20 protein-coding genes and 1 tRNA gene are annotated in these 21,449 nt (G+C 59.3%); 16 read left to right on the top strand and 5 right to left on the bottom strand.

Annotated elements, in window-relative coordinates; all coding sequences use genetic code 11:
- Positions 1-261 precede the first annotated feature (261 nt).
- Positions 262-525, bottom strand: coding sequence for a YkgJ family cysteine cluster protein (locus LB453_RS08900; RefSeq protein ID WP_103794437.1), 264 nt, complete (start codon positions 523-525; stop codon positions 262-264).
- A 160-nt stretch (positions 526-685) separates the two neighbouring features.
- Here LB453_RS08900 and yeiP point away from each other — a divergent pair, with 160 nt between their 5' ends.
- From yeiP to yejF, 9 genes are all read left to right on the top strand, one after another.
- The gene (gene yeiP, locus LB453_RS08895; protein WP_103794119.1) at positions 686-1,258 is read left to right on the top strand and encodes an elongation factor P-like protein YeiP; all 573 of its coding nucleotides are present in this window, start codon (positions 686-688) and stop codon (positions 1,256-1,258) included.
- 72 nt (positions 1,259-1,330) lie between these two features.
- Positions 1,331-2,308 (top strand): CobW family GTP-binding protein, encoded by a 978-nt coding sequence (locus LB453_RS08890; protein WP_103794120.1) that lies wholly within the window; start codon positions 1,331-1,333, stop codon positions 2,306-2,308.
- A gap of 41 nt (positions 2,309-2,349) precedes the next feature.
- On the top strand, positions 2,350-3,054 hold the full coding sequence (locus LB453_RS08885) for a phosphatase PAP2 family protein (protein ID WP_103794121.1): 705 nt from the start codon (positions 2,350-2,352) through the stop codon (positions 3,052-3,054).
- 541 nt (positions 3,055-3,595) lie between these two features.
- The gene (gene mepS / locus LB453_RS08880) at positions 3,596-4,165 is read left to right on the top strand and encodes a bifunctional murein DD-endopeptidase/murein LD-carboxypeptidase (RefSeq protein ID WP_065426286.1); all 570 of its coding nucleotides are present in this window, start codon (positions 3,596-3,598) and stop codon (positions 4,163-4,165) included.
- A 225-nt stretch (positions 4,166-4,390) separates the two neighbouring features.
- Positions 4,391-5,914 (top strand): cyclic di-GMP phosphodiesterase, encoded by a 1,524-nt coding sequence (locus LB453_RS08875; RefSeq protein ID WP_224481692.1) that lies wholly within the window; start codon positions 4,391-4,393, stop codon positions 5,912-5,914.
- 121 nt (positions 5,915-6,035) lie between these two features.
- Entirely contained in the window at positions 6,036-7,844 is a 1,809-nt protein-coding gene (locus tag LB453_RS08870) for an extracellular solute-binding protein (RefSeq protein ID WP_103794123.1), read from the top strand.
- Between the two features lie 10 nt (positions 7,845-7,854).
- On the top strand, positions 7,855-8,940 hold the full coding sequence (locus LB453_RS08865; RefSeq protein ID WP_103794124.1) for a microcin C ABC transporter permease YejB: 1,086 nt from the start codon (positions 7,855-7,857) through the stop codon (positions 8,938-8,940).
- Positions 8,940-9,962: an ABC transporter permease gene (locus LB453_RS08860; RefSeq protein WP_103794125.1), complete on the top strand. Its 1,023-nt coding sequence runs from the start codon at positions 8,940-8,942 to the stop codon at positions 9,960-9,962. Before LB453_RS08865 ends, LB453_RS08860 begins: the two co-directional genes overlap by 1 nt.
- A gap of 2 nt (positions 9,963-9,964) precedes the next feature.
- Complete coding sequence (gene yejF / locus LB453_RS08855; protein WP_103794126.1) at positions 9,965-11,563, top strand: microcin C ABC transporter ATP-binding protein YejF; 1,599 nt, start codon at positions 9,965-9,967, stop codon at positions 11,561-11,563.
- Here yejF and LB453_RS08850 read toward each other — a convergent pair.
- The 3 genes from LB453_RS08850 to rsuA all read right to left on the bottom strand — a co-directional run bounded on the left by LB453_RS08850 (position 11,550) and on the right by rsuA (position 14,138).
- A complete protein-coding gene (locus LB453_RS08850) occupies positions 11,550-11,870 on the bottom strand; it encodes a hypothetical protein (protein ID WP_033750373.1) in 321 nt (106 codons plus the stop codon). The genes yejF and LB453_RS08850 overlap by 14 nt on opposite strands.
- A gap of 341 nt (positions 11,871-12,211) precedes the next feature.
- Positions 12,212-13,408 carry a Bcr/CflA family multidrug efflux MFS transporter gene (locus tag LB453_RS08845; RefSeq protein WP_103794127.1) on the bottom strand — a complete coding sequence of 399 codons (1,197 nt, stop codon included), beginning with the start codon at positions 13,406-13,408 and terminating at the stop codon, positions 12,212-12,214.
- Positions 13,409-13,418: 10 nt separating this feature from the next.
- Positions 13,419-14,138 carry a 16S rRNA pseudouridine(516) synthase RsuA gene (gene rsuA, locus LB453_RS08840; protein ID WP_103794128.1) on the bottom strand — a complete coding sequence of 240 codons (720 nt, stop codon included), beginning with the start codon at positions 14,136-14,138 and terminating at the stop codon, positions 13,419-13,421.
- Positions 14,139-14,302: 164 nt separating this feature from the next.
- On the opposite strand from rsuA, the gene LB453_RS08835 reads away from it, so the two are divergent.
- Both LB453_RS08835 and rplY read left to right on the top strand, forming a co-directional pair.
- Entirely contained in the window at positions 14,303-16,057 is a 1,755-nt protein-coding gene (locus LB453_RS08835) for a DEAD/DEAH box helicase (protein ID WP_103794129.1), read from the top strand.
- Positions 16,058-16,187: 130 nt separating this feature from the next.
- Positions 16,188-16,472: a 50S ribosomal protein L25 gene (gene rplY, locus LB453_RS08830; protein WP_103794130.1), complete on the top strand. Its 285-nt coding sequence runs from the start codon at positions 16,188-16,190 to the stop codon at positions 16,470-16,472.
- A 62-nt stretch (positions 16,473-16,534) separates the two neighbouring features.
- On the opposite strand, the gene yejK is transcribed toward rplY, so the two are convergent.
- A complete protein-coding gene (gene yejK / locus LB453_RS08825) occupies positions 16,535-17,539 on the bottom strand; it encodes a nucleoid-associated protein YejK (RefSeq protein WP_103794131.1) in 1,005 nt (334 codons plus the stop codon).
- 158 nt (positions 17,540-17,697) lie between these two features.
- On the opposite strand from yejK, the gene LB453_RS08820 reads away from it, so the two are divergent.
- The 5 genes from LB453_RS08820 to LB453_RS08800 all read left to right on the top strand — a co-directional run bounded on the left by LB453_RS08820 (position 17,698) and on the right by LB453_RS08800 (position 21,421).
- Complete coding sequence (locus LB453_RS08820) at positions 17,698-17,925, top strand: YejL family protein (protein WP_033750387.1); 228 nt, start codon at positions 17,698-17,700, stop codon at positions 17,923-17,925.
- Between the two features lie 21 nt (positions 17,926-17,946).
- Positions 17,947-19,701 (top strand): LPS biosynthesis-modulating metalloenzyme YejM, encoded by a 1,755-nt coding sequence (gene yejM, locus LB453_RS08815; RefSeq protein WP_103794132.1) that lies wholly within the window; start codon positions 17,947-17,949, stop codon positions 19,699-19,701.
- Positions 19,702-19,772: 71 nt separating this feature from the next.
- Positions 19,773-19,849 (top strand) — tRNA-Pro (locus tag LB453_RS08810).
- 557 nt (positions 19,850-20,406) lie between these two features.
- Positions 20,407-20,610 carry a hypothetical protein gene (locus LB453_RS08805; RefSeq protein WP_103794438.1) on the top strand — a complete coding sequence of 68 codons (204 nt, stop codon included), beginning with the start codon at positions 20,407-20,409 and terminating at the stop codon, positions 20,608-20,610.
- Between the two features lie 61 nt (positions 20,611-20,671).
- The gene (locus LB453_RS08800; protein ID WP_103794439.1) at positions 20,672-21,421 is read left to right on the top strand and encodes a 4'-phosphopantetheinyl transferase; all 750 of its coding nucleotides are present in this window, start codon (positions 20,672-20,674) and stop codon (positions 21,419-21,421) included.
- Positions 21,422-21,449: the final 28 nt, after the last annotated feature.

Below are 21,449 nucleotides of genomic sequence, written 5' to 3'. Positions count from 1 at the left end.
CTCCTCGCTTACTGAAATTGAATCGTTTCAGCCTGATGGCCGTTTAAAGCGCGGCGACGCTGCGCAGAGCGCGGGCCTGCCCCGCTGAAACGTTTCAAGGAGTCTGGTACAGCGCACCAGGCCATGCAAGAAAATGCGTAAAATGCGTAGCAGATTTTTGACGTTACGCACACTTCATAACTGAGAGAGTAAGAATATCCTCAGGGCGCTGAACGCCGTGCTGTAACAGCATGTCAGGAGGCCCTGCCTGCGTCAGCAGCGTCAGCGCGATGAGGGTGCGGTGTCCGCTTCCAGCTGCAGCAGATAGACCATAGCGTCATGGCGCGTGGTGCCGCACATCTCGCGCGACGGCTGTAAACCGGCACAGACGGCGGGCCGCAGCGGCGAGCCGAACAGTTTGCAGCGCAGATCGGCGTCAAGCTGAACGCAAGGGGTATTGGCGGGTTTGCCCTGAGGCATGCCGGGGATCGGCGAGGAGATCGACGGCGCGGTACAGCAGGCGCCGCACTGACTACGGCATTGCATGATGCGCTCCAGCGAGAGTTGAGCCGAGACAATAGCAGCCCCCGCACCCGAACGCCATCTCTGCGTCATCGCGCGCATTTTTTCCGGCGCCATATTGCCTGTTTACCCCGGCGCGAGTAACGTGGCGCGCATCAGAGTTCTTCTTTAAGCGAGAGTTGCAATGCCAAGAGCAAATGAGATCAAAAAAGGGATGGCGGTGAGCTGGAACGGCAAACTGCTGCTGGTTAAGGATATCGATATTCAGAGCCCGAGCGCGCGCGGCGCCGTGACGCTGTATAAAATGCGCTTTACCGATATCCGCACCGGGCTGAAGGTGGAAGAGCGTTTTAAAGGTGATGATATTCTGGACGTCATCCAGCTCAGCCGTCGCAGCGTCACCTTCTCTTATATTGACGGCGACGAATATGTCTTTATGGATGACGAGGACTACACGCCCTACTCGTTCAAGAAAGATCAGATTGAAGAAGAGCTGCTGTTTATTCCCGAAGGCGGCATTCCCGGCATTCAGGTGCTGACGATGGATGGCCAGGTGCTGGCGCTTGAACTGCCGCAGACGGTGGATATGGAGATCGTTGATACCGCTCCAGGCATCAAAGGCGCCTCCGCCAGCGCGCGCACCAAACCCGCCGGCATGAGCACCGGACTGAGCATTCAGGTGCCGGAATACCTGAGCAACGGCGATCGCATCCGTATTCATATCGCTGAACGCCGCTATATGAGCCGCGCTGACTAACCGGCACTGCTTATGTTATAAAGTAACATTATGGCCGCTTTCGCGGCCATTCTCGTTTAAGGAGGCAGCAGCATGACGCGCGTAAATCTTATCACCGGCTTTCTCGGCAGCGGCAAAACCACCCTGCTGCGCCATCTGCTGGCGGGCAAGCCGGCGCAGGAGAACTGGGCGATTCTGGTTAATGAGTTCGGTGAAATCGGTATCGACGGCGCGCTGCTGCGCGACAGCGGTGCGGCGTTAAAGGAGATCCCCGGCGGCTGCATGTGCTGCGTCAACGGCCTGCCGATGCAGGTGGGGCTGAATATGCTGCTGAAGCAGAGCCGGCCGCATCGTCTGCTGATCGAACCCACCGGGCTGGGCCATCCGCGCCAGCTGCTGGAGATGCTGAGCGCACCGGTTTATCAGCCGCATTTGCAGCTTAACGCCACCCTGACGCTGCTCGACGCGCGCCAGCTCGCCGATGCGCGCGTGACGACCAACGAAAACTTTCGCGATCAGCTGGCAGCGGCCGACGTGATTATCGGCAACAAGAGCGACCGCTGGGACGAAAGCGATCGCCAGCGCCTGCAGCAGTGGCAGGAAGCGATGCTTAATGGCCGTCCCTTTATCGAAACCCGCTTCGGCGCGGTAGAGGCGGCGCTGCTCGATCTGCCGCGCACAAACCGTCAAACGCTGCCGCAGCCTGCGCATCATCATGCTCACCGTCAACGCGATAGCGGCCTCGCCGCGCTGCGCCTCGATGGCGGGACGCGCTGGCGTCGGGCGCTCAATGAAGGCCAAGGCTACGTCGCCTGCGGCTGGATCTTTGACGGCGCGACGCTTTTCGACGCCGCCGCGCTGCTGGCGTGGGCGCGTCTTGCGACGGTTGAGCGTATTAAAGGGGTAGTGCGCACGCCGGACGGCACGCTGCGCCTGAACGGTCAGGGCGGCGATGTGCAGGTCGAAACGCTGAGCGCCGACGCGCCCGACAGTCGCATTGAGCTCATCCATTCGCAGCCCGTGGACTGGAATCGTTTGCAGTCCCAGCTGTTGAGGCTTCGTTTAAACTGACCAGGTTAGTTTCTGCCGTTAATTTTTTTTGAGTGAATACGATGCGCGCAACTCGTTTTGTCACAATTCTGCTGCTCAACGCGCTTGGCGTTGTTCTGTTTCTCTCCTGGTATCTGCCGCCCGATCACGGTTTCTGGGCAGCCATCGATAAAGGGATCTTTTTCAGCTTCAATAACCTGATGGTCGATCACCCCGGCTTCGCTCTGCTGGTGGCGATTACCAACTTCCGCGGCTTCGATCTGGTGTCGCTGCTGGCGATGGGCGCGCTCTATCTCTTCTACTGGCGGCGCGAAACGCCGCCGGGCCGTCGTCGCATGCTGGCCATTGGCACTGCTATGCTGCTCAGCGCGGTGATCGTTAACCAGCTCGGCCACCTGCTGCCGGTGCAGCATAAAAGTCCGACGCTGTTTTTCGACAACGTGCATCGCGTCAGCGAGCTGACCGGTATCCCGGCCAAGGACGCCTCCACCAACAGCTTCCCTGGCGATCATGGCATGATGCTGATGATTTTCGCCTGTTTTATGTGGCGCTATTTCGGCTTCCGCGCCTTTCTCACCGGCGTGGCTATCGTGATCGTTTTCGCCCTGCCGCGCGTCATGGCGGGCGCGCACTGGTTTACCGATATCGCCGTCGGCTCCCTTTCGGTGCTGCTGGTCGCACTGAGCTGGGTGCTGCTGACACCGCTGAGCGACGCAATTGTCAGCTTCTTTTACCGCAAGCTGCCCGGCAAATATAAGCCTGAATAGCGGCAGGTAATTAAAGCGCAAATGTATTGATAAGCGCGGAGTGAAGAATGGCTATATTCTTATCTCTCCGCGCTTAATAAAATCCCGCCAGTATTATTAGCAAGCTAACCATGTTGCGATATATAGAAAATATTATGATGTTTTCTGCTGACAACAGCCCCTTTCCCCACCCTGTCCAGCGCTAAAGCTCCTAAAAAGCCGCCTACTCCAGGAATTGACCCCATTTGATGTCCTTATTTTAAGGATAATTTTCCAAAATTGCGGATAAAGTAACCACTCTGTTACAGACTGATTTCACATCAAAAAAAGCTATTAGAATTTACGTAAAACCACTCGCCACGGCGTCTGGAATCGGTTAACCTCCAATGCGTTGAGGGTATAGCAGCAGAAAATTCGGCTCCTTTTTATACAAAAACGTGTTCATTAACACATTTTAGTAATTAAGGAATTGTCTTAGCGAGCAGCGCTTATTAATCTCAATCCGTTTTGTCATCTGGCTGGCGACATTCTGTCGTAAGGACATCGAAGGAATATACGAACAATGGTCAAGTCTCAACCAATACTGAGATATATCTGGCGGATTGTGCCTGCAGTGGCGCTGGCAACACTCCTCTCGGCATGCAGCAGTACCGGTCAACACGCAAAAAACGAGAATCATGAAGTTAACAACCAGAATGGTTTTTTACTTCAGGCGTCTCAGGATGAATTCGAAGAGATGGTGCGGAGCGTGGATGTTAAGTCCCGCATCATGGAGCAATACGCCGACTGGAAAGGCGTACGTTACCGCCTCGGCGGCGACACCAAACGCGGCATCGACTGTTCAGCTTTTGTTCAGCGCACTTTTCGCGATCAGTTCGGTTTAGAACTGCCGCGTTCAACCTCTGAACAGCAGGATACCGGCAGCGAAATTTCACGCGGCAAGCTGCGTCCCGGCGATCTGGTGCTGTTCCGCGCCGGTTCTACCGGTCGTCACGTGGGGATTTATCTCGGCAACGATAACTTCGTTCACGCCTCTACCAGCAGTGGCGTGATGATCTCCAGTCTGAACGACAGCTACTGGAAAAAACGCTACCGCGAAGGCCGTCGGGTATTAAGCCGTAATCCCAGCTGATTCCTGACCTTCGATCGTTTCTCAGCCAGAGAAAACAGAACGCTGCTTCGGCAGCGTTTTTTTTCGCCCTTGTTCAGGATAACTGCATAGTAATCCCGGAAAAGTGACTGTTTATCAGAAGAATAACGAGACATTTCCTGCCATCTCGTTATATTCTCATGACCTTCGCCAGAGAGCAGTCGTGCACAGTCAATAATAAAAGATAAGACAAGGGGAAAGCACTTCATGCCATTGTCCAGGGCGCTGATGCGCCAGGCCACCTACCCTCGCCGCATCGCCTGGAGCAGCGCGATTTTCGGTAGCCTGTTCTTTATTCTGTTTACCCTGATTTTGCTGACCTTTATCTGGCATAAGCGGCAGCACCAGCATCAGCAGCTGCTGCATGACAGCCGCAACGCCCTCCAGCAGTCGCTGGATACGCTGGTCACCCATACCTTGAATCCCCTTCTCTCTTTTAGCCGTTTCGACTGTCACGCCATCAGCCAGGAGCTGACCTCGCGCGCCGCCTTTGCCGGCGATCTGCGCGCCATTCTGCTGGTGCGCGAGAGCTACGCCTTTTGCTCCTCGGCGACCGGGGCGTTCCGCCTGCCGCTCAGCGCCATTTCCGACCAGACCGATCTCAGCCGCGATCGCGATCTTCGCCTGCTGAGCGGCACCCCGCTGCAGCCCGGCAAGCCAGTTTTCGCGCTCTGGCTGCGTAATCCGCAAAGCGTGCAGTCCGGCGTGCTCGCCACCATCAACCTTAACCTGACGCCTTATCAGCTGCTGGCCTCTTACCATCCGGAAATCTCCGGCATGGCGCTGGTGGCGCAAAACAGCGCGCTCGCCAGCTGGCGGCCGACCACCATCGCGAAAAGTGACCTGCCGCCGCAGCCGCTGATGCAGCTGGCGCTCGACGGCTATCCGCTAGAGTTTGTTCTCTACGGCGACACGGTGTCGATGCGCGACGTGCATATGATCGTGCTGAGCGGCATTCTGCTGTCGCTGCTGGTCGGCGGCGGCTGCTGGCTGCTGCTGTCAATGAACCAGCGCCCCGGCAAAGAGATCCTGCTGGGCATTAAGCGCGGCGAGTTCCACGTTGAATATCAGCCGCTGATCAGCACCCTTAGCGGACGCGCCTACGGGCTGGAAGCGCTGCTGCGCTGGAACCATCCCAGCGAAGGCATGATCCCGCCAGATATGTTTATCAGCTACGCGGAGTCGCTGAACCTGATCATTCCGCTGACGCGGCATCTGTTCGAGCTGGTGGCGCGCGACGCGCACCGGCTCAATCCCTACGTGCCCGCCGGTACCCATATGAGCCTGAACCTTTCGCCGCTGCATCTGGCGTCGGAGAGTTTTCAGCAGGACGTAAAGCGCTGGATCGCCGCCATGCCGGATAACCACTTTAACTATGTATTTGAAGTGACCGAACGCACCATGGTGCGCGATAAAAATGCCGGCGAGGTTTTCGCCTGGCTGCACCAGAACGATATCCAGATTGCGATAGACGATTTTGGCACCGGCCACAGCGCACTGATCTACCTGGAAAAATACCCTTTCGACTACATCAAGATCGATCGCGGTTTTGTGCAGAGCATCGGCACGCAAACCCTGAACTCGCCGGTGCTGGACGCGGTGCTTCATCTGGCGAAGAAGCTGAATTTGAAAACCGTCGCCGAAGGCGTGGAGACCGGCGAGCAGGCGGCATGGCTGGTCAGGCACGGCGTCAGCCATATGCAGGGCTATCTTTTTAGCCGCCCGCTGTAGCCGGACCGGCTGATTGACTATTACCGCAGCCGCAGCCTGGCAACGCTGGCGGGATAGCCGGGCGCCCCGCCCCGGAAGCTGCTACGCTTCCTGCGAATGACCACGGGAGAACGAGAATTTGATGCTGTTTCGCCTGATATCGCTGCTGCTGTTTATGGCCCTTTGCGCGCCGCTGCGCGCGGAAGTGGTGCAGGAAAGCCGCGCCTTCGCCACGCTGGGCGAGCCGAAATATGCGCCCGGCTTCAGCCACTTCGACTATGCGGATCCCGCCGCGCCAAAAGGCGGCCAGCTTACTCAGGCGGTAACAGGCACGTACGATAACTTTAACCGCTACGCCTCGCGCGGCAATCCCGGCGCGGGCACCGAGACGCTCTACGATCGCTTATTTACCTCCTCCGACGACGAGCCGGGCAGCTACTATCCCCTTATCGCCGAGTCGGCGCGCTATGCCGACAACTTCCGCTGGATGGAGATTCGCCTCAATCCACGCGCGCGGTTCCACGACGGCACGCCCATCACCGCGCCCGACGTCGCCTTTACCTTCGATAAGTTTATGCGCGAAGGCGTGCCGCAGTTTCGCGTCGTTTATCGCGGTGCGACGGTAAAGGCGCTGGACAACCAGCGGGTGCGCATCGATCTGCCGAAGCCTGACCGGGATTTGATGCTGGGGCTGCTGACGCTGCCGGTACTGTCGCAGCGCTTTTGGCAGGATAAAAAATTCAACGAGCCGCTGAGCGCGCCGCCGCTCTCCAGCGGCCCTTACCGCATCAGCCGCTATAAGCTGGGTCAGTACATCGAGTACAGCCGGGTAAAAAACTACTGGGCGGCGGATCTGCCGGTGAACCGCGGCCGCTTTAACTTCGACACCCTGCGCTACGACTACTACCTTGACGATAACGTGGCCTTTGAAGCCTTTAAGGCGGGCGCCTTCGACCTGCGCGAAGAGGGCTCCGCCAAAAAGTGGGCGACCCAGTATCGCGGCCGTAACTTCGACAATCAGCAGATCATCAAAGAGACCACGCCCAACCAGGCGTCGACCAATACCACCTGGCTGGCCATCAACAATGAAAAGGCGCCGTTCCGCGACCGTCGGGTGCGCCAGGCGCTGACGCTGGCGCTCGACTTTGAGTGGATGAATAAGGCGCTGTTTTACGGCGCCTATAAGCGAGTCACCAGCTATTTTCAGAATACCGAATATGCCGCGCAGGGGCTGCCGGACGCGGCGCAGAGGGCGCTGCTGGCTCCCTTTAAGGATAAGCTGCCGCCCGAAATCTTTACCACGCCCTACGCGCCGCCGCACACCGACGGCAGCGGCTACGATCGGGCGAATCTGCTGAAGGCGCTGGATCTGCTGCGGCAGGCGGGCTGGCAGGTAAAAAATCAGCAGCTGGTTAACGATCAGACCGGCCAGCCGCTGCGCATCGAACTGCTGCTGCGCAGCGGCGCCAGCAACGACTGGGCGCTGCCGCTGCAGCATAATCTGTCGCGGCTCGGCATCAGCCTGACGCTGCGCGTGGTGGACGCGTCCCAGTATCTGCGCCGGCTGCGCGAAGGCGATTACGATATGATCGCCAGAATCTATCAGGCCATGCCGACGCCCGGCTCCGATCTGCAGTTCAGCTGGCAGTCCGACTATATCGACTCATCCTGGAACAGCGCGCGGCTGAAAGATCCGCTGGTCGATCACTTCGTTAAAGCGATTGTGGCGCATCAGGGCGACAAGGCGGCGCTGCTGCCGCTGGGCCAGGCGCTGGATCGCATCCTGCTGTGGAATGCGTATATGATCCCGATGTGGTACAACGCGGAAGATCGTATCGCCTGGTGGAATAAATTCTCCCATCCCGCCATTAAGCCCCTCTACGCCAGCGGGCTGGAAAACTGGTGGTATGACGTGAACAAAGCCGCGCGTTTGCCGGCCGAACGACGCTGAGGAGCCTGAGTTGGCCGCCTATTTCTTGCGCAGACTGCTGTTAATTATCCCCACGCTGTGGGCGATTATTACGCTGAACTTCTTTATCGTGCAGATCGCTCCCGGCGGCCCGGTCGATCAGGCGCTGGCTAACATTCAGTTCGGCCAGACCACCGGTCTGCCAGGCGGCGGCGAGAGCGGCGCACGCGGCGCGCTCAACCGCGCCGGCCCGGGCGACAGCGAGTACCGGGGGGCGCGCGGCCTCGATCCAGAAGTGATCGCCGAAATCAAAAAGCGCTACGGCTTTGACAAGCCGATATGGCAGCGCTACGTGGAGATGCTGTGGAACTATGTGCGCTTCGACTTCGGCGACAGCCTGTTCCGCAGCGCATCGGTACTGCAGCTGATAAAAGAGAGCCTGCCGGTCTCCATCAGCCTTGGGCTATGGAGCACGCTGATTATCTATCTGGTGTCGATTCCGCTGGGCATTAAAAAAGCGGTGCGCAACGGCAGCGCCTTCGACATCTGGAGCAGCACCTTTATTATCATCGGCTACTCGGTGCCTGCCTTCCTGTTCGGTATCATGCTGATCGTGCTGTTCGCTGGCGGCAGCTATCTTGACTGGTTTCCCCTGCGCGGCCTTACCTCGCCGCAGTTTGACTCCCTCTCCTGGTACGGCAAGATCGGCGATTACCTGTGGCACATCAGCCTGCCGGTGCTGGCGACGGTAATTGGCGGTTTTGCCACCCTGACCATGCTGACCAAAAACAGCTTTCTCGATGAGATCCGCAAGCAGTATGTGGTGACGGCGCGCGCCAAAGGGGTGAGCGAGCGGCGCATCCTCTATCACCATGTGTTCCGTAACGCCATGCTGCTGGTGATCGCCAGCTTCCCCGCCACCTTTATCAGCATGTTTTTTACCAGCTCGGTGCTGATCGAGGTGATGTTCTCGCTGAACGGCCTGGGCCTGCTGGGCTATGACGCCACCATCCAGCGCGACTATCCGGTGATGTTCGGCACGCTCTATATTTTTACCCTGATCGGTCTGCTGATGAATATCCTCAGCGACCTGACCTACACGCTGGTCGATCCCCGTATCGATTTCGAGGGCCGCTGATGCGCTTGTCTCCCGTTAATCAGCAGCGCTGGCTGCGTTTCCGCCACAACCGACGCGGCTACTGGTCGCTGTGGATTTTTCTGGTGATTTTCCTGCTGTCGCTCGGTGCCGATCTGCTGGCCAACGATAAGCCGCTGCTGGTGCGCTACCAGCAGCACTGGTACGTGCCGCTGCTGGTGAGCTACAGCGAAAGCGACTTTGGCGGCGCGCTGCCCACCGCGGCGGACTATCAGGATCCCTGGCTGCAAAAAAGGCTGGAGCAGCAGGGCTGGGCGCTGTGGGCGCCGATCCGCTTTAGCGACAGCACCATTAACTTCGCCACCTCGACCCCCTTCCCTTCGCCGCCCTCGGCGCAGAACTGGCTGGGCACCGACGCCAGCGGCGGCGACGTGCTGGCGCGCCTGCTTTACGGCACGCGCATTTCGCTGCTGTTCGGCATCTTGCTAACGCTGTTTTCCAGCGTTATCGGCATTATCGTCGGCGCCGTGCAGGGCTATTTCGGCGGCCGCGTCGATCTGATCGGCCAGCGCGTGATTGAGGTCTGGTCCGGCATGCCCGCGCTGTTTTTGCTGATCCTGCTCTCCAGCGTGATCCAGCCTGACTTCTGGTGGCTGCTGCTGGTGACGGTGATTTTCGGCTGGATGGGGCTGGTGAGCGTGGTGCGCGCCGAGTTTCTGCGCACGCGCAACTTCGACTATATCCGCGCCGCGCGGGCGCTGGGGGTGAGCGACGGACGCATTATGCTGCGGCATATGCTGCCTAATGCGATGGTCGCCACCCTCACCTTTCTGCCCTTTATTCTGTGCGGATCGATTACCACGCTGACCTCGCTCGACTTTCTCGGCTTTGGTCTGCCGGTGGGATCGCCGTCGCTCGGCGAGCTGCTGCTGCAGGGCAAAAATAACCTGCAGGCGCCCTGGCTGGGGCTGGCGGGCTTCTTTACGCTGGCGATCCTGCTGTCGCTGCTGATCTTTATTGGCGAAGCGGTACGCGACGCCTTCGATCCGGCCAGAGGGGTCTGATTATGTCGCTGCTTGCTATTCATCATCTTTCCGTCGCCTTTACCCGCGGCGGCGTCACGCGCAATGTGGTAGAGGATGTTTCCCTGAGCGTCGACGCGGGCGAAACCCTGGCGCTGGTGGGCGAGTCGGGCTCGGGCAAGAGCGTGACGGCGCTTGCGACGATGCAGCTGCTGCCCGCGCCGCCGGCGAGCTATCCCACCGGCGAAATTATCTTTAACGGCGAGGATCTGCTGCGCGTCGGCGAGCGGCGGCTGCGCGCGCTGCGCGGCAACCAGATGGCGATGATTTTTCAGGAGCCGATGGTTTCCCTTAACCCGCTGCACACCCTCGAAAAGCAGCTTTACGAAGTGCTCTCACTGCATCGCGGTATGCGGCGCGAGGCGGCGCGCGGGGAGATCCTCAGCGCTCTCGATCGGGTCGGCATCCGTAGCGCCGCCGCGCGGCTGAATGACTTTCCTCATCAGCTCTCGGGCGGCGAGCGCCAGCGCGTGATGATCGCCATGGCGCTGCTGACCGAACCCTCGCTGCTGATTGCCGACGAGCCGACCACCGCACTCGACGTCACCGTTCAGGCGCAAATTCTGCGGCTGCTGCGCGATCTGCAGCGCGAACGCAATATGGCCATGCTGTTTATTACCCATGATTTAGGCATCGTGCGGCAGCTGGCGGATAAGGTCAGCGTGATGCGTCAGGGCAATATCGTCGAGCAGAGCAGCAGCCGCCTGCTTTTCAGCCAGCCGCAGCATCCCTATACGCGCCAGCTGCTGGCGGCGGAGCCGGAAGGCCGCGCCGTGCCGCTGCGCGACGACGCGCCGCCGCTGTTGCAGGTGCGCAACCTGCGCGTCGGTTTCCCGGTGCGGCGCGGCCTTTTCAGGCGGCAGGTGGCGGAAAAGGTCGCCGTCAGCAACCTCAGCTTTACGCTGCGGCGCGGCGAGAGTCTGGGGCTGGTGGGCGAATCGGGCTCCGGCAAAAGCACCACCGGCCTGGCGCTGCTGCGGCTAATTGCCGCGCAGGGCGAAATCTGGTTTGACGGCCAGCCGCTGCACGCGCTGTCGCGCCGCGAGCTGTTGCCGCTGCGCCGCCGCATTCAGGTGGTGTTTCAGGATCCCAACTCCTCGCTCAATCCGCGTATGACGGTGCAGCAGATTATCGCCGAGGGGCTGGCGGTGCATCAGCCCGATCTCAGCGCTGCCGAACAGCAGGCGCGCGTTATCGCGGCGATGGAGGAAGTGGGTCTGGACGCGGAGAGCCGTCACCGCTATGCGGCGGAGTTCTCCGGCGGTCAGCGGCAGCGGATCGCCATTGCGCGTGCGCTGGTGCTGGAGCCGCAGCTGCTGGTGCTGGATGAGCCGACCTCATCGCTGGATCGCTCGGTGCAGAAACAGATCCTGACGCTGTTGCGCAGCCTTCAGCAGCAGCGTCAGCTGACCTATCTTTTTATCAGTCACGATCTTCAGGTGGTGCGCTCGCTCTGCCATCAGGTGATGGTGCTGCGCCAGGGCGAAGTGGTGGAGCATGGCGACTGCGAGACGCTGTTCGCCGCGCCTGCCGCAGGCTATACGCGTGAGCTGCTCGCCTCGGCGCAGCTCAGTGACCGTTGAAGGTTTCCGCGATCGCTACGCCCTGGTTTTTCAGGCAGCAGCTGGTGGCGCTTTCGTCGCTGCGCAGGATAAAGAGACAGGGCGAGCCTTCGCATTCGGCCACCCGGCACTCCACCTGAATCGACGCCAGCGCGTCCTGCAGCTGATGCATAATCTCCCAGCCGGGATGTCCGTCGTGGCTAATCAGGCGCAGCGCAATAAGATCCTGCTCATTGGCGACGCCCTCTTCCGCCACAATGGCGCTATGTAGCTCGCTGGCCCAGCGATAGCGCTGCGGCAGGCGGTGCACGATGGAAAGTTGCAGCATAGTTAATTGGTATCCCCAGAGCGATTCACTTCGGTCACGATGAACAACGCTTGCTGTTGCTGCTAAACGGCAGAAACGGACGTCAAGGCCTGCTCTCTCGTTTCCCAATATACGACGTGTGGAAAGATTGTTATTTGCGAGTCGGCTCGCATTTTGGCCTATTAGTACCGCGTTCATCGACAGTTAACAATCAGTTTAGACGCATTTTCGTTACTTTCTTAATCATTAATATTCACAACTAAGAAACATACTGGACTGAATACAGGGGAGCGGAGCGGAAAAAGGGATTTTTGCTGCGCACCTCATCCCTGAGGTGCGTCCGTTAGCGGGCCAGGACCGGGTTAGTGTCCGGTCGCGCGAGGACGTGAGGCGTACAAAAAGAAAAGCATCGAACATGTGGCGCACGCCGCGATGGTGCCGACCATCGGCCAGGCGCTGTTAAAGGTGGCGGTCGACAGCAGCGCGCCAACCAGCGCGCCGACGCCAAACCGCAGCGTCCCCGCCAGCGACGACGCGGTGCCCGCCATATGGGGAAACTCATCGAGGATCACCGCCATGGCGTTGGAGGAGACCATCGACACGCAGCCGATAAACATCGCGACGCCCAGCACCATGGGAATAAACCCCATATGCAGCGCGCTCACCGCCAGCAGCCAGATCCCCATGGCAAACTGAATCACCAGCCCGGTGCGAAACATCGCCAGCGGACCAAAGCGGCGCACCGCCCGGCTGTTGATCAGCGTCATCACAAACAGAAACACCACGTTCAGCGCAAAGTAGTAGCCGAAGTTCTGCGGCGAAACGTGGTTCACCTCGATATAGACAAAAGGACCGGCGTTGAGAAAGGTAAACAGCCCGGCAAAGGAGAAGCCGCTCGCCAGCATATAGCTAAAGGCGCGCTTGTGGCGAAACAGCGTAACGAAATTGCCCAGCATGGTGCGCAGGTGAAAACGCTGGCGCTGCTCCGGCCTGAGCGTCTCGCGGATCTGCGTCATCACCATCACGGTAGTGATCAGGGCGGCGATCGAGAGCGTCCAGAAAATCGCGTGCCAGTCCCACGCCAGCAGCAGCCAGCCGCCGATAATCGGCGCCAGCAGCGGCGCGATGGTGGTGATCAGCATGACAAACGACATCATGCGCGAGAAGTCCTCTTTCGAGTAGCTGTCGCGCATCAGGGCGTTAATCACCACGCTGGCCGCCGCTGCGGAAAGGCCGTGCAGAAAGCGCATCAGAATCAGCTGGTCGATGGTCTGCGCCAGCGCGCAGGCCGCCGCCGCGCAGGCGAAGATCAGCGTGCCGAGCACGATCACCGGCTTGCGGCCGTAGCTGTCCGCCAGCGGGCCATATACCAGCTGGCCGATGGCGAATCCCAGGATATAGAGGTTAAGGGTCATCTGCACGCTGCCCGCCGCCACGCCGAATTCGCGGGCGATCTGCGGCATCGCGGGCAGATACATATCGATGGAAAGCGGCATCAGCATCGCCAGCAATCCCAGAATCACCACCAGTCCCGCAGCTGAATTTTTTTCCTTGCGCACGGCCGCTCCGCTATTTCTGCTTTAACTCGTCGGGCAGCCCAACGCTGTTAATTTCATCTTCCGTCAGCGGACGATATTCGCCCGGCTCTAGATCCGCATCCAGCACGATATCGCCGATGCGCTCGCGGTGCAGCCCGACCACGCGGTTGCCAACGGCGGCAAACATGCGCTTTACCTGATGATAGCGCCCTTCGCTAAGGGTCAGCAGCACCTCGGTCGGCGTAATTTCTTCCATTTGCGCCGGCTGGGTAAGCGATTTTTCGCCGTGCAGCTGAATACCCTCGGCGAACTGCTGCGCCACATCCGCGGCGACGGGATGCTCCAGCATCACGCGGTAGGTTTTCTCGCAGTGGTGGCGCGGCGAGGTAATGCGGTGTGACCACTGGCCGTCATCGGTCAGCAGCACCAGCCCGGTGGTGTCGATATCGAGACGGCCCGCGGCGTGCAGCTTCCACGCGGTTGGCTCTTCGATAAAGTAGAGGATAGTCGGGTGATCGGGATCGTCGGTGGAGCAGACATAGCCCTGCGGCTTGTTCAGCATAAAGTAGCGCGGCCCAACCTGCAGATGCAGCGGATTGCCATCATATTCCACCTCATGCTCGGGCTGGATTTTAAAGGCGGTGTCGCGTACCACTTCGCCGTTAACGGTGACTTTTTGCGCCCGGATCTCACGCCCGGCGATAGCCCGGCTGACTTCCAGTTGCTGAGAGATGAATTTGTCGAGTCGCATGAATTCGCTTTGCCTGTTACTGCGGAGGGAAACTGAAACGGGGTTTTACCCGTTGAAAAAGTATGGGAAGTATATCTTGAACCACCGCTGCCGCACAGAGCCGTTCCTGCGTTTCATCCATTTTCATGGCATAATCTCGCTCAGTTTCGCAAAAGTGATCGGCAATGGCTTTTACTCTACGTCCCTATCAGCAAGACGCGGTTAACGCGACCCTTAACCATTTTCGTCAACACGCCGAGCCGGCGGTGATTGTGCTGCCTACCGGCGCCGGCAAAAGCCTGGTGATCGCCGAGCTGGCGCGGCTGGCGCGCGGCCGCGTGCTGGTACTGGCGCACGTTAAAGAGCTGGTGGAGCAGAACCACAGCAAATATCAGGCCTACGGCCTGGAAGCGGATATCTTCGCCGCCGGCCTGCAGCGCAAAGAGAGCCAGCGCAAGGTGGTATTCGGCAGCGTGCAGTCGGTCGCGCGCAATCTGGCGCAGTTCGACAGCGCCTTTTCGCTGGTGATTGTCGACGAGTGCCACCGCATCAGCGATGACGACAACAGCCAGTATCAGCAGATCTTTACCCATCTGCGCCAGCATAACCCGCAGCTGCGCCTGCTGGGCCTGACGGCGACCCCGTTTCGCCTCGGCAAGGGCTGGATCTATCACTTCCACTATCACGGCATGGTGCGCGGCGACGAGAAGGCGCTGTTTCGCGACTGTATCTACGAACTGCCGCTGCGCTACATGATCAAGCACGGCTTTCTGGTGCCGCCGGAGCGGCTCGATATGCCGGTGGTGCAGTATGACTTCAGCCGCCTGACGGCGCAGGCCAACGGGTTGTTTAGCGAGTCGGATCTCAACCGCGAGCTGAAGCAGCAGCAGCGCGTGACGCCGCATATCATCAGCCAGATCCTTGAGTTCGCCGAAGATCGGCGCGGGGTGATGCTATTTGCCTCTACGGTAGAGCACGCGCGCGAGATCCTGACGCTGCTGCCCGCCAACAGCGCGCTGATTTCGGCGGAGACGCCGGCGAAAGAGCGCGATGCGACCATCGCCGCCTTTAAGGCGCAGCAGCTGAAGTTTCTGGTCAATGTCGCGGTGCTGACCACCGGCTTCGATGCGCCCCACGTCGATCTTATCGCTATTTTACGCCCCACCGAATCGGTCAGCCTCTATCAGCAGATCGTCGGCCGCGGACTGCGCCTGTCGCCGGGCAAAACCGACTGCCTGATCCTCGACTACGCCGGCAACCCGCACGATCTCTTTACGCCGGAAGTGGGCGCGCCGAAAGGGGCCAGCGACAATGAGCCGGTGCAGGTGTTCTGCCCCGCCTGCGGCTTTGCCAACACCTTCTGGGGCAAAACCACCGCAGACGGCATGATTATTGAGCACTTCGGCCGCCGCTGTCAGGGTGTGCTGGAAGATGACGAAGGCCACCGCGAGCAGTGCGATTTTCGCTTCCGGTTTAAAAGCTGTCCCGACTGCGGCGCGGAAAATGATATTGCGACGCGGCGCTGCCATCAGTGCGACAAAATACTGGTCGATCCTGACGATATGCTGAAGGCGGCGCTGAAGCTCAAGGACGCGCTGGTGCTGCGCTGCGGCGGCATGACGCTGACGCACGGCCGCGACGATAGCGGCGAATGGCTAAAAGCGACCTATTTCGACGAGGACGGCACCAGCGTTGACGAGCGCTTCCGTTTGCGCACGCCCGCGCAGCGCAAGGCGTTTGAGCAGCTCTTTATGCGCCCGCACCAGCGCGCGCCGGGCGTGCCGCTCGGCTGGCAAACCGCGGCCGACGTGGTGGCGCTGCAGCCGCTGCTGCGCCATCCCGATTTCGTGGTAGCGCGCGCTAAAGGGCAATTCTGGCAGGTGCGCGAGAAGCTTTTCGACTATCAGGGCCGCTTTCGTCGCGCCAATGAGCTGCGCTAAGCGGCGGAATCATTTGCCCGCCTCGCCCATTACCGCTATACTGCCGCCCGCTTTTGCATTCGCAATCGCCTTTGAACAACCTGCCTGCTGCTGGGTCGCCTGTAGCAGGAATTATTGAAGAGACATAACCATGTTGACCATCAACGCAGAAGTACGTAAAGAGCAGGGTAAGGGTGCGAGCCGCCGCCTGCGCACAGCGAACAAATTCCCGGCCATCATCTATGGTGGCAGCGAAGCCGCTGTTTCTATCGAACTGGATCACGACGCCGTGATGAACATGCAGGCTAAACCTGGGTTCTACACCGACGTGCTGACTCTGGTTGTCGACGGTAAAGAAACCAACGTGAAAGTGCAGGCCGTTCAGCGTCACCCGTTCAAGCCAAAACTGCACCACATCGACTTCGTACGCGCGTAATCGCCTGCGAATCGACATAAAAAACGCCGCTTATGCGGCGTTTTTTTTTGGCTGGCTGACGCCTACTTGCCGCTGGTGCGGCGCTGCAGCTGATCGCGCAGGTTCGGCGGCGTGCCTTTGATGGTTAAGGTATCGGTGGCCGGATCCCAGAAAACGCGCTCGCCCAGCAGCCCGGCGTCAAAATTGAGCGTCAGACCGCCGCCGCTGCCGGCAAATTTAGTCAGCTGGCGCAGCGTGCTGCGATCCGCCGGAAAATGCTCTTCCAGCTCGTAGCCCTGCTCCTGAGTAAAGGCCTGAAAGGATTTTTCGCCGAGCGGCGGCAGCTCTTTCGACAGCTCCTCCAGCGCGATCTCCTCGCCCGCCTGCAGCTGTTCGTTGCAGTAGCTGTAAACCTGCTGGCGATAGTTCTGCCGCTCGCTTTTATCCAGATCCGACTCGGCGCAGTAGTCATCTACCGCCTGCAGCAGACCGCGGTTTTGCGCTTTGGTATCCAGGCCAACGCTGGCGCCGAGGAAGTCCATAAAGAAATCGGCGACTTTGCGCCCTACCCGTCCGCGCAGGAAGGTCAGATAGCGGGTCGATTCCGGCGTCAGCTCCCATTCGGTCAGGTCGATGCGCGCCACGATATCGGCATGGTTGATGTCGAGATAGTGCGTGCTGCTGATGTCGAGCTGCTCGTTGACGCGCATGCTGCGCTGGCTGTTAAGCACCGCTATCAGCAGATACTCCACCGCCAGATAGCGGTAGTGAACAAAGAGCACCACCCCGCCTTCGGCGAAAGGATATTTAGCCAGTTCGTCGCGCAGGCGGCCGGTCGCCGCGCGGCTGAACGCCAGGAAGTCGTCATTGCCTTTGCGGCAGTTGCGCAGCGCCTCCGCCAGTTCGCTCTCCGGGTTAAACAGGCCGTAGGCTTTATTTTTTGCGCTGTAGACGCGGTGCAGCTCTTCTACCATCGCTTCCACGGTGGCGTTGGCGGGCAGCAGCGTATCGCGCAGCACCAGCTCAAGCTGATTCTCGTCGCGCTTGATCATCTGATGCAGGGCAATCTGGTCGATATCCAGACTCATGGTAGACTCTCCTTTAAGTTCAGGCGCGTATTCAAACACCGCCCGCATCGGCTTTCAACTCCATGCTTTAGCCGATCGATGCGCTTTCGATAAAATTGCGGTAAAAACCCTGTTGTTACGGTACTATATCGCCTTTTGAAACGAGATTAGTCGACGATATGCCACAATCATCCCGTTACAGCGACGAACGCGTGGAAAAACTCCTCGCGCAACTGGCCCAGGTGCTGCAGAAAGACAATGCGCCAACCGACCTTTCCCTGATGGTGCTGGGGAATATGGTGACCAACGTGATCAACAGCGACGTTGCCCCGGCGCAGCGCCGTTCTCTGGCACGTTCTTTCGCGGAAGCCCTGCAGGCCTCCGTGCGCGACGACAACGCCCATTAATCGCCTATTTGATCGCATAATATGGTAACCAACCGGCAGCGCTACCGCGAAAAAGTGTCCCAGATGATCAGTTGGGGGCACTGGTTTGCTCTGTTTAATATTTTATTCGCGTTGATTTTAGGCAGCCGCTATCTGGTGGTTGCCGACTGGCCCGCGTCGCTCGCCGGGCGCATTTACGCCTTTAGCAGCTGGATCGGCCACTTCAGCTTTATTGTGTTCGCCGTCTATCTGCTGGCGATATTTCCGCTGACCTTTGTGGTGATGTCGCAGCGGCTGCTGCGCGTCCTGTCGGCGATTATCGCCACCGTCGGGCTGACGCTGATTATGGTAGACAGCGCGGTGTTCAACCGCTTCCACCTGCACCTTAATCCAGTGGTGTGGGAGCTGGTGATCAACCCCGACCAGAGCGAGATGGCGCGCGACTGGCAGCTGATGTTTATCAGCGTGCCGCTGATTTTCCTCGTGGAGATGCTCTTCGCCACCTGGAGCTGGCAAAAGCTGCGCAGCCTGAACCGGCGATCGTTCGGCAAGCCGCTGGCGGCGCTGTTTATCAGCGCCTTTTTTGCCAGCCATCTGCTCTATATCTGGGCCGATGCTAACTTCTATCGCCCAATCACCATGCAGCGCGCCAATCTGCCGCTCTCCTATCCAATGACCGCGCGACGCTTCCTCGAGCGCCACGGTCTGCTGGACGCGCAGGCTTACCAGCAGCGCCTGATCCAGCAAGGCGATCCGGAAGCGGTTTCGGTGCAGTATCCGCTCAGCGATATCGCCTTCCGCGACGGCGGCACGCGCAATAATTTGCTGGTGATCACCGTGAAGACGCTGAACGCAGGCGATATGGCGCAAGCGCTGCCGCAGCTTAATCAGTTCGCCAGCGATAATGTGCGCTTTACCCAGCACTTCAGCGCTGGCGACCTGCCGGAAAAAGGGCTGTTTGGCCTGTTCTACGGCATTTCCGCCAGCTATATGGATGGGGTGCTGGCGGCGCGTATGCCGTCGGCGCTGCTCGGCGCGCTCAGTTCGCAGGGCTACCAGTTCGGGCTTTTCTCATCGGAAGGCTTCAACCAGCCGCTCTATCGCCAGGCGCTGCTGACGGACTACACGCTGCCCACTACCGACAGCCAGCCTAACGCCAGCACCGTCACCCAGTGGCAGAACTGGCTGAACGGCCAGAAAGGCGACGGCAATCCCTGGTTCTCCTGGCTGGCGCTGGACGGCGTCGATCTGAGCGGCACCACGGTGAAAACCCGCCAGCGTAGCTACCTGCGCCAGGCTGCATCGATTGACGAACAAATTCACCATGTGCTCGCCACCCTACAGCAGCGCGATCTGCTGAAAAATACCGTGGTGGTGATCACCGCGCAGCAGGGCGTGGCGCTGAATGGCAACCTCGACAGCGTGGGCAACCGCGCGACCCTGCAGGTTCCGCTGGTCATCCACTGGCCGGACACCCCTGCGCAGACCATCGATCGTCTTACCAATCATCAGGATGTGATGGCGACGCTGATGCTGCGCCTGCTGCACGTGCGCACCAACCCGGTGAACTATTCGCAGGGAGAAGATCTCTTCGCCGCCCAGCGTCGCCACGACTGGGTCGCCAGCAGCGAAGAGAATCGCCTGGTGGTAACGACGCCGCGGGTGACGCTGGTGCTTAACAATAACGGCAGCTATCGCGCTTACGACGCGCAGGGCAACGCCCTGAAAGATCATAAGCCGCAGCTGGCGTTACTGCTGCAGGTGCTGACGGAAGAGAAGCGTTTTATCGCTAACTGATTAATTATGAGGCAGTTAGACGGCCGCTGCTTGCATTCCGCCAGAGAAACAGTAGACTAAGCCCCACTGTTCGGCACGTAGCGCAGCCTGGTAGCGCACTGTCATGGGGTGTCAGGGGTCGGAGGTTCAAATCCTCTCGTGCCGACCAAAATTCCCAACTAAAGCAGCCTGTTAAGGCTGCTTTTTTTATGCCTGCCAGTCGTGGCGCCCCGCTCGCGCAACATCCTTTTTCACGCTCCGCATTAATAGCCGAAAACCCACCAGCGCCCTGAAAACCGGCGTAATGTCACGCGTCGCCGCTTTTATCAGTGCGCTGCGGAACCCCGCCCGCTTCGCCACAGGATGAAAAAGGGGTCTATACTGACCTGTGTGTGGGTAAAAAGAGGAGAGTTTATGCATTACATTGAAAAAGACGATCCAAACAATGCGCCGGAGTCAGGCGACAAACGTCCTGAACCGGATCAGAAGTAGTGACCCACAAAGGCCGCCGCGTGCGGCCTTTTTACTGGCCGCAGCCCACCGGGCAAGCCGATCTCTCCCCGTCAGGTGAGACAGCGTCTCCTCTTCCAGCTTTCAACTTTTTGCAGTCGACTCTGATCTTTCTCACAAATTCCACAGACCGCTGCGCTTTTTAACCTTACTGAAACAAAAATGTCATAAATGTTCATTAATCTTAATGACTCTGAATATCGGATGGATATCACTATGGTTATCAAAGCGAAGAGCCTGCAGGATGCGGAAGAACTGCTTCACTCAGGCGTCAGCAAAGTGGAACTGGCTTACAATATCGGCAGCGACGATTTTTTTCGCCTGGCATCACGCTGGTGCGAGCGCGGCGCGCGTATCACCAGAGGTCACCATCACTTCGTTGTTTCCGTAAAGGGCTTTGCCATTCCGCCTAACGACTAAGCGGTTGCCCCAGCCATGGCGGGCTGCTTTAATGCCCTTTTGTGCGCCGCCGTGGGCCCTGATGAATTCTCAGAACATTTCTCTGCCGCCTCCCGAAGGCGGCTTCATTCGCTGTGCGCATCTGCGAGGTGGCAATACCCTGCTGGCGCAGGCGCGCTTCGACCTTGATCGCTATGACGACAGTTTAGGCGCGCGCTGGAATCTGCCTTTTCCGCCCGCGCTGCAGCAGGCGGTAAAGAAGCGCCGCGCCGAATATCTGGCCAGCCGCTGGCTGGCGCGCGAGGTAATGGGCCAGATGGGCATCGCCGGTTTCCTGCTGCAAAACCACAGCGATCGCTCTCCCCGCTGGCCAGACGGCCTTCAGGCCTCGCTGTCGCACACCGACGGCGCAGTGGCGCTGGCGGCAACGCGCCAGCCGCGCTGCGTTGGCGTCGATATCGAAAGCGTGATGAGCCTGCGCACGGCTGAGGAGACCGCTGCGCTGCTGATGAGCAGCGATGAAAAAGCGCAGCTGCGCGCGCTCAGGCTGCCCTTTTCGCTGGCCGCGACGCTGCTCTTCTCGCTTAAGGAGAGCCTGTATAAGGCGCTTTGGCCGCAGCTGCATCAGCCGATGGATTTCCATCAGGCGAGCCTGCTGGAGGCGGATATCGCCGCAGGCAGAGCCGTGCTCGCATTGAACCAGACATTTAGCACCACCTTTGCCGCCGGTACGCGGCTGGAGGCGGAATTTCAGCTAGAGGCGGATCGGGTGCTGACGCTGTTGACCCATCCCGTGGCAGGCAATAAAAAACCGGCTGAGCAAAGGGGCTGAGCCGGTACAAACACAAGACGACAGAAAA

The organism is Pantoea agglomerans (assembly GCF_020149765.1).
In the GTDB taxonomy this organism is placed as follows: domain Bacteria; phylum Pseudomonadota; class Gammaproteobacteria; order Enterobacterales; family Enterobacteriaceae; genus Pantoea; species Pantoea alvi.
This window is presented reverse-complemented; position numbering and strand designations above follow the sequence as displayed.